The 12,336-nt window shown below is 67.2% G+C and carries 13 protein-coding genes; 3 read left to right on the top strand and 10 right to left on the bottom strand.

Translation table 11 applies throughout. The features are described 5' to 3' along the window. Positions 1-120 precede the first annotated feature (120 nt). The 9 genes from B447_RS11495 to B447_RS11530 all read right to left on the bottom strand — a co-directional run bounded on the left by B447_RS11495 (position 121) and on the right by B447_RS11530 (position 9,161). Entirely contained in the window at positions 121-1,140 is a 1,020-nt protein-coding gene (locus tag B447_RS11495; RefSeq protein WP_002930372.1) for a formate dehydrogenase subunit gamma, read from the bottom strand. A 10-nt stretch (positions 1,141-1,150) separates the two neighbouring features. Further along, positions 1,151-1,387 carry a hypothetical protein gene (locus tag B447_RS11500; protein WP_002930370.1) on the bottom strand — a complete coding sequence of 79 codons (237 nt, stop codon included), beginning with the start codon at positions 1,385-1,387 and terminating at the stop codon, positions 1,151-1,153. After that, on the bottom strand, positions 1,384-2,010 hold the full coding sequence (gene fdh3B / locus B447_RS11505; protein WP_002930368.1) for a formate dehydrogenase FDH3 subunit beta: 627 nt from the start codon (positions 2,008-2,010) through the stop codon (positions 1,384-1,386). Before fdh3B ends, B447_RS11500 begins: the two co-directional genes overlap by 4 nt. 18 nt (positions 2,011-2,028) lie before the next feature. Further along, the gene (locus B447_RS11510; RefSeq protein WP_002940017.1) at positions 2,029-4,932 is read right to left on the bottom strand and encodes a formate dehydrogenase subunit alpha; all 2,904 of its coding nucleotides are present in this window, start codon (positions 4,930-4,932) and stop codon (positions 2,029-2,031) included. 13 nt (positions 4,933-4,945) lie between these two features. Then, complete coding sequence (locus tag B447_RS22550; RefSeq protein ID WP_157354550.1) at positions 4,946-5,152, bottom strand: hypothetical protein; 207 nt, start codon at positions 5,150-5,152, stop codon at positions 4,946-4,948. Positions 5,153-5,191: 39 nt separating this feature from the next. Then, positions 5,192-5,824, bottom strand: a complete 633-nt coding sequence (locus B447_RS11515) for a TorD/DmsD family molecular chaperone (protein WP_002940020.1) — start codon at positions 5,822-5,824, stop codon at positions 5,192-5,194. Further along, positions 5,821-7,929, bottom strand: a complete 2,109-nt coding sequence (locus tag B447_RS11520) for a 4Fe-4S dicluster domain-containing protein (protein WP_002940023.1) — start codon at positions 7,927-7,929, stop codon at positions 5,821-5,823. Before B447_RS11520 ends, B447_RS11515 begins: the two co-directional genes overlap by 4 nt. Positions 7,930-8,088: 159 nt before the next feature. Next, positions 8,089-8,697, bottom strand: coding sequence for a DUF3306 domain-containing protein (locus B447_RS11525; RefSeq protein WP_002940033.1), 609 nt, complete (start codon positions 8,695-8,697; stop codon positions 8,089-8,091). Continuing rightward, complete coding sequence (locus B447_RS11530) at positions 8,694-9,161, bottom strand: DUF3305 domain-containing protein (protein ID WP_002930360.1); 468 nt, start codon at positions 9,159-9,161, stop codon at positions 8,694-8,696. Before B447_RS11530 ends, B447_RS11525 begins: the two co-directional genes overlap by 4 nt. A 178-nt stretch (positions 9,162-9,339) precedes the next feature. Between B447_RS11530 and B447_RS11535 the strand changes: the two genes are divergently transcribed. Genes B447_RS11535 through B447_RS11545 form a run of 3 tightly spaced genes read left to right on the top strand, consistent with a single transcriptional unit; the run spans position 9,340 to position 11,809 of the window. Next, a complete protein-coding gene (locus B447_RS11535) occupies positions 9,340-10,173 on the top strand; it encodes a formate dehydrogenase accessory sulfurtransferase FdhD (RefSeq protein WP_002930359.1) in 834 nt (277 codons plus the stop codon). A gap of 45 nt (positions 10,174-10,218) precedes the next feature. Continuing rightward, the gene (gene mobA / locus B447_RS11540; protein ID WP_002930358.1) at positions 10,219-10,866 is read left to right on the top strand and encodes a molybdenum cofactor guanylyltransferase MobA; all 648 of its coding nucleotides are present in this window, start codon (positions 10,219-10,221) and stop codon (positions 10,864-10,866) included. Then, on the top strand, positions 10,859-11,809 hold the full coding sequence (locus tag B447_RS11545; RefSeq protein WP_002930357.1) for a helix-turn-helix transcriptional regulator: 951 nt from the start codon (positions 10,859-10,861) through the stop codon (positions 11,807-11,809). Before mobA ends, B447_RS11545 begins: the two co-directional genes overlap by 8 nt. A 30-nt stretch (positions 11,810-11,839) precedes the next feature. On the opposite strand, the gene mobB is transcribed toward B447_RS11545, so the two are convergent. Further along, positions 11,840-12,331, bottom strand: a complete 492-nt coding sequence (gene mobB / locus B447_RS11550; protein WP_002930352.1) for a molybdopterin-guanine dinucleotide biosynthesis protein B — start codon at positions 12,329-12,331, stop codon at positions 11,840-11,842. Positions 12,332-12,336: the final 5 nt, after the last annotated feature.

The raw sequence follows: 12,336 nt of genomic DNA on the forward strand, positions 1-12,336 counted from the left end.
GCCCCGGCGCGGTCGATCCGCACCGGGGCCAAATAATCCGGGCCAGAGGGAGGTCAGGAGCAGGCCCGGATCAAAGCCATCGGCAGGGGCGCAGCCCAGCGGTGCGCCCCTGGCAGGCGATCAGGGATGCCCTGACTTGCCCGCCTTGATGTCCTGATACCAGATTTCGTGGTGCTCCTTCGCCCAGGTCTCATCCACGTAGCCGGTCTTCATCGACTCGTAGGCACCTTCCACGCCCAGCGTACCCATGTAGATATGGCCGAATGACAGCCCCAGCAGCAGGATGGCGCCGATCGCGTGCACGATGTTGGCTGTCTGCATGTCGGAACGCGTCCACTCGCCAATGTTGGGGAAATCCAGGATCAGGCCCGAGATGACCACTGCCAGCCCGAGGAAGGTGACGCCGATCCAGAACCATGTCTTCTCGCCGAAGTTGAAGCGTCCCGATGGGACATGGCTGCCGTCGAGCACACCGCCTGCACGACGGATCCACACCGCGTCGATCGCCTGCCAGACGTTATCACGCAGGAAGGTCAGGATCATCAGCACGACGAACACCCCGAAGGCCGGACCGACGTAGTTGTGCACCGTCTTGCCGACGTCGAGCAGCGCAGCGAGCACACCATGGCCGAAGATCGGCAGCAGCACATGCTTGCCGAACAGGATGGCCAACCCGGTCACCGCCAGCACCAGGAAGGTGATCGCAGTGCCCCAGTGGATGAAACGCTCGAAGGCGGAGAAGCGCTTCATGAGGCGCCCGGTGCGTGGCTGGTGCAACCTGATCGTGCCCTTGACCAGCCAGAACAGCACGATCGCCGAAGGCACCAGGATCAACAGCCAGCCACCGTACTGCGTGATCGGCCCGTTCCTGAGCTGACGCCAGGTGTTGCCCTCGCTCTGGATCAGCACGCCCGCCTCGGGGCCTCGCACATTGGTGGTGTGCGCCTCGCCCGAGCGCACCGCACGCCACACCGGTGCGTTGTTGAGCGGACGCTCGACCTGGCGCTCGGCCTGATCCGCCGCACTGCTGCCGGCGGGCCGCTCGGCCGCATGCAGCGGCAGGGCGAACGCCCACAGCAGGAGCATGAGCAGCAGTGCGGCGAACCCGCCGCCCTGCGCCCGCATCATGCGTATCGTCATGGTGCTCTCCTCACTGGATGCGGTTGTACTCGGACTGGTTGCGGGCACGCTGCTTGAGCGCCTTCTCCCAGGCCGCGCGGTCACCCTTGAACTCGCTGTCTTCCCAGGGCCGGGTGTCGGTCTTGCCGCGGTACTGCCCCTGCTCGTACACGGTGACCTGCGGCACCTCGCCACAGGCCGACAAGCCGGCAGACAGCACCCCCGCCAGCACGAGCACAGGCAGACGCTTCAAAGGGTGGCGGCTCATGATTGCCCCTCCCGCTTGCGCTCGCGCTTCTGCTCGCCACCGCCGTAGGCCGCATCCCAGCCCCACACCTCGGCGCCCGTGCCGCGGCGCAGCACGCGCTCGCGGAAGATGTCGGCCACCACGTTGGCGTCACCAGCCAGCAGGGCCTTGGTCGAACACATCTCGGCGCACAAGGGCAGCTTGCCCTGGGCCAGACGGTTTGAGCCGTACTTGTCGTACTCCGCCTGCGAGCCGGTTTCCTCGGGGCCGCCGGCACAGAAGGTGCATTTGTCCATCTTGCCGCGCGCACCGAAGGCCGCCTGGCCATTGGGGAACTGCGGCGCCCCGAACGGACAGGCGAAGAAGCAGTAGCCGCAGCCGATGCACTTGTCCTTGTCGTGCAGCACCACGCCGTCTTCGGTCTTGTAGAAACAGTCGGTCGGGCATACCGCCATGCACGGCGCATCCGAGCAGTGCATGCAGGCCACCGAGATCGAGCGCTCGCCCGGCACGCCGTCGTTCATCGTCACCACCCGGCGGCGGTTCACGCCCCAAGGCACCTCGTGCTCGTTCTTGCACGCAGTGACACAGCCGTTGCATTCGATGCAGCGCTCGGCGTCACAGAGAAATTTCATGCGTCCCATCGTGTTCTCTCCTCGCCCTTACGCTTTGCTCACGCGGCACAGGGTGGTCTTGGTTTCCTGCATCATCGTCACCGGGTCGTAGCCATAGGTCGTGGCGGTGTTGACCGCCTCGCCACGCACGATCGGTGCCGCGCCATCGGGGTAGTACTTGAGCATGTCCTGGCCCTGCCACCAGCCGGAGAAATGGAAGGGCAGGAACACCGTGCCCGGAGCAACACGCTGGGTGACCTGGGCACGCACCTTGAGGCGCGCCTTGGTCGGCGACTCGACCCAGATGTACTCGCCGTTGCGAAAGCCCGCATCGTTGGCGTCCTTGGGGTTCACCTCGGCGAACATCTCCTGCTGCAGTTCGGCCAGCCAGGGGTTGGAGCGCGTTTCCTCCCCGCCCCCCTCGTACTCCACCAGACGGCCGGAGGTCATGATCAGCGGGTATTCGCTGGAGATGTTCTTGACCTTGTCCTGCATCGACTTGTAGAGCGTCGGCAGGCGCCAGAACTTCATCTTGTCGTCATGGGTCGGGTACTTCTCGACCAGGTCGGGCCGCGGCGAGTAGATCGGCTCGCGGTGCAGCGGCACCGGGTCGGGGAAGTTCCACACCAGCGCACGCGCTCTGGCGTTGCCAAAAGGGTGGCAGCCATGGTTCTTCATCGCCACGCGGATGATCCCGCCCGACAGGTCGGTCTTCCAGTTCTTGCCTTCCGCCGCCTGCTTCTCGGCGTCGGTGAGTTCGTCCCACCAGCCCAGCTTCTTGAGCAGCACGTCATCGAACTCGGGGTAGCCCATCTGCAGGTCGGCGCCCTTGGAGGCCGAGCCCTCGGCGGCCAACAGCGATACGCCGTCCTTCTCCACGCCGAAGTTGGCGCGGAAATTTCCGCCGCCGTCCATGACGTGCTTGGAGGTGTCATAAAGGTTGGGCGTGCCCGGGTGCTTCATCTCCGGGTTGCCGTAGCACGGCCACGGCAGGCCGAAGTACTCGCCGTCGCAAGGGCCGCCGGCCGCCTTCAGCGTCCTGACGTCGAAGGTGTGCATGTTCTTCATGTGCAGCTTGAGGCGCTCGGGCGACTGGCCGCTGTAGCCGATGGTCCAGGTGCCGCGGTTGATCTCGCGCAGGATGTCCTCGATGTTCGGCTCGTCCCAGCCCTGGGCGTCCTTGTCGACCTTGATGTTCTTCACCAGCTCGTCCGCCCAGCCGAACTTCTTCGCGAAGGCGTACATGATGGTGTGGTCGGGCTTGGACTCGAACAGCGGCTCGATGACCTTCTCGCGCCACTGAATGGACCGGTTCGACGCAGTACACGAGCCAGTGGTCTCGAACTGCGTGCAGGCCGGCAACAGGTACACGCCATCCTTGCGCACCATCGCCGCCATTGACGCAGTCGCCGACGGATAGGGGTCGATCACCACCAGGGTGTCGAGCTGCTTCATGGCCTCGACCATCTCGGCGCCGCGCGTCTGCGAATTGGGCGCATGGCCCCAATACACGACTGCGCGCAGGTTGCTGGGCTGGTCGATCAGCTCCTTGTTCTCGGTCACGCCGTCGATCCAGCGCGACACGGTGATGCCCGACTTGGTCATCAGTTCCTCGGAGGCGTAGCGGGCCTTGACCCACTCGTAATCGACGCCCCACACCTTGCACCAGTGCTTCCACGAACCGGCGGCCAGGCCGTAGTAGCCAGGCAGCGAATCCGGGTTGGGGCCGACGTCGGTCGCGCCCTGCACGTTGTCGTGACCGCGAAAGATGTTGGTGCCGCCACCCGATACGCCGACGTTGCCGAGCACCAGCTGCAGGATGCACATCGCGCGCACGTTGGCGTTGCCGACGGTGTGCTGGGTCTGGCCCATGCACCACACAACGGTCGAGGGCCGGTTCATGGCCAGCGTCTCGGCGACCTTGAACACCTGGTCTTCCGGAATACCGGTCACTTCCTGCACGCGCTCGGGCGTCCAGGTCATGATCTCTTCCTTGACCTTCTCCAGGCCGAAGACGCGGTCGTCGATGTACTTCTGGTCTTCCCAGCCGTTCTTGAAGATGTGGTACAGCATGCCCCAGATGAAGGGGATGTCGGTGCCCGAGCGGATGCGCACGTACTGGTGCGCCTTCGCCGCCGTGCGCGTGAAGCGCGGGTCCACGACGACCATCTTGCAGCCGTTTTCCTTGGCATGCAGCATGTGCAGCATCGACACCGGGTGGGCCTCGGCCGCATTCGAGCCGATATAAAGCGCCGCCTTGGAGAACTGCATGTCGTTGTAGGAGTTCGTCATCGCACCGTAACCCCAGGTGTTCGCCACGCCCGCCACCGTGGTGGAGTGGCAGATGCGCGCCTGGTGGTCGCAGTTGTTGGTGCCCCAGAAGGACACGAACTTGCGCAGCAGGTAGGCCTGCTCGTTGTTGTGCTTCGATGAACCGATCCAATACACGGCGTCCGGGCCGGACTCCTCGCGGATCCTGAGCAGGCGGTCGCCGACCTCGTTCAGCGCCTGCTCCCAGGACATGCGCTGGTACTTGCCGTCGACCAGCTTCATCGGGTACTTCAGGCGGTGCTCGCCGTGGCCGTGCTCGCGCAGCGCCGCACCCTTGGCACAGTGCGCGCCGAGGTTGATCGGCGAATCGAACACCGGCTCCTGATGCACCCACACGCCATTGCGCACGATGGCATCGGTCGAACAGCCGACCGAGCAGTGGGTGCATACGGTACGACGCACTTCGGCGGGGCCGTCGCTGCGTGACACGCCCGCGGCCGCAGCGTCTGCCGCACCGATGAGGTTGTAGGGCAGCTGGGTGGCGATCGCCCCCGCGCCCACGCCCAGGCCCGAGCGCTTCAGGAAGGCGCGCCGATCCATGGTCTGGCCCAGCGGCCGCGCTGCCGCGCCGCGCAGGCGACGCGCACTGCCGGCAGTCGCAGCGGATTTCTTGGTCAGCATCGTGGCGTCCTCCTCAGATCCGCGCGGTGCGGTAGTAATTGCGCATGTGCGCGCTGGTGCCCTGCTCTGCAGCCTCGCGGCGTGCATCCTCGACCACGGCCGCCGCCTGCGGTACGGCCTGGGTCGCTGCCGTCGCCACCGCGGCGGCGCTTGCGGCACTGCCCGCACCGACGGCCATCAGGAAGTTCCGCCGGGACAATTTCGTCGTGTCGTCTTTCATCATCGATCTCCCCCCCAACAAAGAATCGGCATCCGCCCGTCAGGCGGACACCTCCAGCATGTCGAACGCCTCGCGCTCGATGTCCATGAAGGCCAGCAGCAAGGCACCCACCTTCGCGTAAAAGTCCGCCCCGGGCGCCTGCGCCAGGGCATGTGCAAAATCGGCATACCAGGGCGCGATGTGGCGCGCGAAGAACGCGCGCTGGCGCTGCAGGCCCGCCTCGTCAGGCCCGGTCAGCACCAGGTGGCGCATGACCTCGGCGAGCGCGGCGATGTGGTCCTCGGTTTCCGTCACCCCGGCGCGACGGCCAAGCCCGAGCTCGGCGAGGTCGGCACGCAGTTCGGCTAGCGGTTCCTCTTGCAGGAAGCCGGTCAGGTACCACGAGCCATTGGCCATCACCACCGGCTTGCCAACGCTGATGAAGAGGGCGTTGAATTCGTCGCATACCCCCTGCAAGGGCGCACCAGCCGCAGCGCCAAGTGCGGCCCAGGCCTGCGGCAAGGCGCCGGCCGTACCGCCGAGGGCGCTCGCCGCCGCTGCAAGCGCAACCAGCAGCGGCGCATCCGGCGCGCCATGGAGCAGGCGCGCAAGCAGTGCGTAGTGCTCGGCGCGAGCACGGTCCTCCTCGGACCAGCTGGGTTGGGCATGGACGGGGATGGTAGCGGCGCTCATTCGGACAGATCCCAGGCCTTCACGGCCGAACTTGAGGTCGATTCGGACTTCATCATGTCGATGACACGGCAATCCGCACACATGCGCAGGCGGGCGCGCTCAACCTCGGTGGCGAACATGGAATGCCCGGACAGGCGGGCGATCATGGATTCGATCAGCGGCGTGGCCCCCATCGCCTTGCCACAGGCGGTGCAGTGGAACATGTCGGCCTCACGCAGGGCACGCGCCCGACGCGCCTCCTCGCCCAGCGCCAGGCGGGGTTCGAGCGCCAGCGCCGACTCCGGACAGGAGGCGACGCACAGGCCGCACTGCAGGCAGTTGCGCTCGATGAAGTCGAGCCGGTAGCTGTCGGTCGCAGCACGCAGGGCGCCAGCCGGACAGGCGCCGGTACAGGCCATGCACAGCGTGCATGCGTCGGACACGACGACCTGACCGAAGGGCGCGCCGGCCTTCAGTGCGATCGCGGCGGGCAAGCCCGGCGCGGCCTGCGCCGCGGGAGCGTGTTGGACAAGGTGGCGGAGCGCGAAGTCCAGCGTCTCGCGCTTCTTCGGCAGCAGGCGGAAACGCGCCGGCACGGCAACGCCGGTTGCGGGCGTCCACGACCACAGGGCGCGCTCCAGTGCCTGCCACTCCTCGGCATCGGCCTCGATGATGCGCAGATGCTCGCCCGCGTAGCCGAGTGCAGACAGGATGGTCTGGCCGTAGCCGGCCTGGGCCTTGAGTGGCGCGGCGTCGTGACTGCCGGCAGCGAGTACGGCGACCTGGCAGGCCCCCAGCGCCAGGCTACCGAGCATCAGGTCCAGCCCGACCGCATCCGCGCTCCACACCTCGACCGGGATCACGCGCGCAGGCAGGCCGCGACCACGGCGCGCAAGACGGGCAATGGCAGCGGCACCGTCCTCTGCAGCGTGAAACACGATGCAGGCGTCGCGGCCACCCGTGCGGGCGTACTCAGAAAGCAGGGTCTTCACACGCAGGCCTACATCGGGCACGCGCGGAAACTGGAAGCCCAGCGCCCCCGACGGACACACCGTGCTGCAGGTGCCACAGCCCTTGCACAACCAGGGATCAACGGCGATTACGTCGCCGTTGGAACGGATCGCCTCGGTGGCGCAGACCTCGATGCAGTTGGTACAGCCCGTCTTCCTGGCGCGGCTGTGCGCGCACAGGCCCGCGTCGAAGGCAACGTAGCGCGGCTTCTCGAACTCGCCGATGAACTCGCCCAGCGACTGCACCGCCAGCGCCTGCTCGAAGGGATCGCGGCCCGGCGCCGCGTAGCCGTCGGGCAGTTCGATGCGCTTGAGCAGAGGCTCGACGGACAGGTCGAGCACGAGGTCGAAGCGCTCGCTGCGCGCCGTATCGGTGCGCGCGAAATCGATCGCGCCGATCTCGCCACAGGCGGCGACGCAGGCGCGGTGGCCGCGACAGGCGTCGACATCGACCTGCAGGTCGAAACCGATCGCGCCCTCGGGACAGGCCTTCACACAGGCGTTGCAGCGCACGCAAAGTTCGAGGTCGATCGGATTGCGCTGCTGCCATTGCAGCTCGAATTCGCCGAGGTGACCGGACAAGCTCAGCACCTTGCCCGACCACACCGGGTACTCATTGGCCGCGGGCAGTTCGACTTCGCCAGCACGCTGGGTTATGAGCACCGCCGGATCGAAGCTGCCTGCCAGGCGTTCTGCCCAGCCAAGCGCGGCGCCTGCTTCACCGATGATCAACAGGCTGCGCCCAGCCTGCATCTGCACCGCGGGCACGGGCTCGGGCGCGGGCAAGGTGGTCGCTGCCGCGATCAGCGCGGCCAGCTTGGGCGCCGCCTGCGCCGACTCGGCCGAGCGGCCGGCGTTCTCGCGCAGGTTGAAGAAGTGGATGCGCTGACCGGCCTCGTGCGTGTCGGCGAGTTCGCCGAACAGCGCGGTTTCCTGCGTACAGGACACGAAGACCGTGCGCCCGGCGGCAAGGTCTGCGTCCACCACAGGCAAGTCCTGGGCGCACAGCGCGTGGTGACAGGACGCAACGACGCCGGCAGCAGCAAGCTGCCCGGCGTCCAGCGAGAAACTGCGATTACAGTCGCAGAGGCGGATCCGCTCTTGATTGTCGTGCATCGATTCGTCCGTTTAATCCACCGATTCGAAGCACTCGGCGGGCCAGCCAAAACGGAACCCTGGACCACAAAACAAACCGCAAAAGACCACCCTGGGGCGCCAACTGGTCTCAGTACAGACAAATTGTCCCAGACGCCCCGTTTTGTCCCACCGGGCCGGCTACGCCTCCCAGGCAGCGCCGTTGGTCTGCCCCTCGGCCGCGCTCCCGGCTGCAGGCGCAGCTTCGGCAAGGCCTGCAGCCGACGCCTGCTCGCCGGCTGGGGGCGTCGAGGCGCCCTCGGGCACGAGCTCCTCGGATAGGCCCGCTGCGGACGCGGCAGCGGGTGTATCCAGAGTTTCGCCGGGCGCCTCCGTCTGCTCTGCAGTCGGCGCATCCCCCAGCCACTCGCGCGCATGCTTGAGCTTTTCCATCAAGTTCGGCGGGATCGGGTCGGCGATGTTGTAGTCGTCGATATAGACGTCCAGCCCGTCCATGCGGTTGAAATGCGGGTCGGCAAAGAGCTTCTTGAGCGCCTGGCGGCGCACGGCCTCGCTGACCTCCTCCTTGAGGAAGGCGGTGAAGTCCGACGCCAGCGTCAGCGCTTCAACCGGGGGCAGTTCGACCGCCGCGGGCGCCGGAACGGCAAGGGCGGCATCCGCATGTTCGTCCAGCCCGCCATCGGCAGCTCGATCCGCGACCGTAACCGGCGGCTCGGCAACAGGGCGCACGGGCGCGCCCCCCGCTGCGAGCTTGCGCTTCGACCAGCGCGACAGGAAGCCACCGCTCACTGCGGCCTCCTGTCCTGCGCAAGCGGGTCATTGCGCCTCACCTTGCGACGCGGAGCTGGCTTGTAATGGGTATTGACGAAATCGCCCACCCAGTCGGCGATCTCACGCGACATCGCCACCCCATCGACCTGCTCGCCCGAGTCCAGCCAGCGCGCCGCCTCACCATAGCTCACTGACACGGCAGCAGGCAGCGCCTGGCCGCCTTCCTTGCGCCACATCACGAACACCTTGGGAATCGGCGAGCTCATGTTGAGGAAATAGTTGTCCACCTCGTCACGAAAGAGCGCCAGCGCGTGACCGCCAATCCGCCACTGCCGCCGCTCCGGCTCGGAGACGATCTCGGCGACCCCGGGTCCGGGGTCGGCGAAGGCCGGCACCACCCCGACCGCCTCCCAGGCCTCATCCACCCAGGGATTGTTCAGGCGGCGACACTCCATGATCACCGCGATCGGAAACTCGTTCATGACTCTTCACCTGACTTGTGGAACCGAACTCTGTCTACAGCATACGTCCGCAGCCTCGAGCCGGCGACCATCGAGCACTGCAGCCCGGTGATCGCAGCACCGCCACGCAGCGCCCCGCTTGCCGCTACAATCCTCTGCTCCAGGGCCAGCAGCCCCGCGTGCAACAAGCGATCCGCCCATGAATGCGCCTCCCCCGAATCCTCCCCTGCTGAGCCAGGCCAGCCGCCCGCTCACGGTCGACATCCCGGCGATCAACGAACACGGCGACGTCGTGCCGACCTCGATTGCCGGCGAACACCCGCTCACGCTGTATGTCGACAAGCGCGAGATCGTCACCCTCATGACCCTCGGCGCAGCGCCCGAGGCGCTCACCATCGGCTGGTTGCGCAACCAGCGCCTGGTGCGCGCGCTGGACGAGATCGCCGCGGTCCAGGTCGACTGGGAGGTCGACGCCGTGTCGGTGACCACCCGCGCCGGGCTGCGCGACCTCGACGACAAGCTCGGCAGCCGCACCGTCACCACCGGCTGCGGCCAGGGTACGGTGTTCGGCGGGCTGATGGACGAGATCGACCAGATCCGCCTGGCCCATGAGCGCACGCTCAGACAGTCGACCCTGTATGCGCTGATGGACGCGGTACGTCACCATGAGTCCATCTACAAGCAGGCTGGCGCCGTGCACGGCTGCGCCCTCGCCCAGGCCACGCCGGGCGGGTGCGAGATCCTGATGTTCTTCGAGGACGTCGGTCGCCACAACGCGGTGGACGCGATCGCCGGGCAGATGTGGCTCGACGGCCTGGATGGCGGAGACAAGATCTTCTACACCACCGGCCGGCTGACCTCCGAGATGGTGATCAAGACGGCGCAGATGGGCATCCCCTTCCTTGTCTCGCGCTCCGGCCTCACCCACATGGGCTGGCAGATCGCGCAGCGCATCGGCCTCACCATGATCGGGCGCGCACAGGGCAAGCACTACCTGCTCTTCACCGGCGCCGACCGCTTCGAGCGCGACTGAAGCCACCACAAACAAAGCCAACCGCGTACCGATGGAGCCCAGACGATGACCGCGACAACGACGCCTGCCGGCCTCCCGGACTCCGGCCGCACCGCCGATCGGCGCATCACCGGCGTGCTACTGGCGGGCGGCCAGGGCAGCCGGATGGGCGGCGTCGACAAGGGTCTGGTCGAGCTCGCCGGACGGCCGATGGCCGCACATGCGCTCGAGCGCCTCGCCCCCCAGGTCGATGCGCTGATCATCAACGCCAACCAGAACCTCGAAGCCTGGCAAGCATTCGGCTATCCGGTATTCGGCGACGACATCGGCGGATTCGCGGGGCCGCTGGCCGGGCTGCACGCAGCACTCACGCGCGCTCGGCACCCCCTGGTCGTCACCGCGCCCTGCGACTCGCCCTTCCTGCCCCATGACCTTGTCGAGCGTCTCGCCAGCGCACTGCATGCAGCCAATGCACAGCTTGCCGTGGCAAAGACCTTCGACCAACCCCACCCGGTGTTCTGCCTGTGCCGGCGCGATCTCGCCGAGCACCTCGGCACTTTCCTCGCCAGCGGCGGACGCAGGATCGATCGCTGGTACGGCAGCCTCGACGTGGTCGAGGTGAGCTTCGACGACGAGGAGGCTGCCTTCCGCAACATCAACACCCGCGACGAACTCGCCGCTGCAGGGCAGGAGCTGCCCGCAGGCCATGGCTGACAGGGACAAGCGGGTGACGGACCCGGCCTTGACACAGCGTGCACCGCAGGATGTCGCGCTCCCGGCAGCCTGCCTGACCGCGCGCGAAGCGGCCAGCTTCCTGCAGCTCAACGAGAAGAAGCTCTACGAGCTCGCCAATAGCCGCGAGATTCCGGCCGCACGCATCGGCGGCAAGTGGCTGTTCCCGCGCGCCTTGCTGGAGGAGTGGCTGCTCGAGCAGGCCCATGGTGGCGCACTCACCGACCGCCTGCTGATCACCGGCAGTGACGACCCGCTGCTGGCCGCGACCACCGCGGCGCTGGCCGCCCAACTCGGCGCCGAAGGCCTGGTCGCCTACAGCCCCACCGGCACGCTCACCGGCCTGGAGCTGCTCGCACGCCGTCGAGCCAACGTGTGTGCGCTGCACTGGGGCGGGGTCGAGCACAGCGCGCAGCAGCATGCGCTCCTGTTGCGCCGCTTCGGCGCCAGTCGCGGCTGGACCCTGGTGCGCCTGGCCCTGCGTGAGCAGGGCGTGATCCTGCGCCGCGGGCTGGAGGTCGACGGTCTCGAGACGCTTGTTGCTTTCGACTACCGCTGGGCGATGCGCCAGACCGGCGCCGGCTCGCGCCACTTCCTGGAGTCGGCCCTCGCCAGCCGCGGGTTTTCCGCCGCCGATTGCAGCGTGGTGGCAGAAGCACGCAGCGAGCGCGAAGCCGCTGCGGTGGTCGCACGCGAGGACGCCGACTGCGCACCGGGCACGCGCGCGGCGGCAGCGGAGTTCGGACTGGGCTTCCTGCCCCTGGGCTGGGAGGCCTTCGATCTCGCACTGCCGCGCGACATCCTGTTCCGCCGCCTGTTCCAGGACCTGCTCAGCGCCTACGGCAACGCCCGCGCGCAGTCCCTGTCACTGCGCCTGAGCGGCTACGATCTATCGCCGCTCGGTCGCGTACTCACCCTGGACTGAAGCAGGCCTCCTGCACGAGGGCGAGCGGACTCAGCCCTGCATCCAGTCGACGATGAAGTCGGCCACCTTCACGGGATCGTTGATGTTCAGCCGCGGCAAGGGCGTGACCAGGTCGACATCGGTGGCGACAGCGATGATGTGCGGGTCGTCCGGATGCAGCAATGGCTCGGAAACGACCGCCCGATGCACCTCGATCTTGGGAATCTGCGCGCGCTTGAAACCCTCGACCAACACCAGATCGCAGGGCCCCAGATGGGCAAGCAACTCATCGAGCGTGGCCTCGGGCTGCCCGCGCAGCTCGCGGGTGAGCGACCAGCGCTGCGCCGAACTCACCAGCACCTCACGGCAGCCGGCCTGGCGATGACGCCAGGAGTCCTTGCCAGCATGGTCGATATCGAAGCTATGGTGCGCATGCTTGACCAGCGACACGACGAGACCGCGTGCGCTCAGCACGCCGACCACCTGCTCGACGAGCGTGGTCTTGCCGCTGCCGGACCAGCCGGCGAACCCGATCAGTTTCATCTTGC

It is taken from the genome of Thauera sp. 27 (assembly GCF_000310125.2).
In the GTDB taxonomy this organism is placed as follows: domain Bacteria; phylum Pseudomonadota; class Gammaproteobacteria; order Burkholderiales; family Rhodocyclaceae; genus Thauera; species Thauera mechernichensis.

What these genes read in the sequence shown, in the direction of transcription:
- B447_RS11495 (WP_002930372.1), bottom strand. Translation starts at nt 1,140, where the DNA reads ATGACGATACGCATGATGCGGGCGCAGGGCGGCGGGTTCGCCGCACTG.
- B447_RS11500 (WP_002930370.1), bottom strand. Translation starts at nt 1,387, where the DNA reads ATGAGCCGCCACCCTTTGAAGCGTCTGCCTGTGCTCGTGCTGGCGGGG.
- fdh3B (WP_002930368.1), bottom strand. Translation starts at nt 2,010, where the DNA reads ATGGGACGCATGAAATTTCTCTGTGACGCCGAGCGCTGCATCGAATGC.
- B447_RS11510 (WP_002940017.1), bottom strand. Translation starts at nt 4,932, where the DNA reads ATGCTGACCAAGAAATCCGCTGCGACTGCCGGCAGTGCGCGTCGCCTG.
- B447_RS22550 (WP_157354550.1), bottom strand. Translation starts at nt 5,152, where the DNA reads ATGAAAGACGACACGACGAAATTGTCCCGGCGGAACTTCCTGATGGCC.
- B447_RS11515 (WP_002940020.1), bottom strand. Translation starts at nt 5,824, where the DNA reads ATGAGCGCCGCTACCATCCCCGTCCATGCCCAACCCAGCTGGTCCGAG.
- B447_RS11520 (WP_002940023.1), bottom strand. Translation starts at nt 7,929, where the DNA reads ATGCACGACAATCAAGAGCGGATCCGCCTCTGCGACTGTAATCGCAGT.
- B447_RS11530 (WP_002930360.1), bottom strand. Translation starts at nt 9,161, where the DNA reads ATGAACGAGTTTCCGATCGCGGTGATCATGGAGTGTCGCCGCCTGAAC.
- B447_RS11535 (WP_002930359.1), top strand. Translation starts at nt 9,340, where the DNA reads ATGAATGCGCCTCCCCCGAATCCTCCCCTGCTGAGCCAGGCCAGCCGC.
- mobA (WP_002930358.1), top strand. Translation starts at nt 10,219, where the DNA reads ATGACCGCGACAACGACGCCTGCCGGCCTCCCGGACTCCGGCCGCACC.
- B447_RS11545 (WP_002930357.1), top strand. Translation starts at nt 10,859, where the DNA reads ATGGCTGACAGGGACAAGCGGGTGACGGACCCGGCCTTGACACAGCGT.
- mobB (WP_002930352.1), bottom strand. Translation starts at nt 12,331, where the DNA reads ATGAAACTGATCGGGTTCGCCGGCTGGTCCGGCAGCGGCAAGACCACG.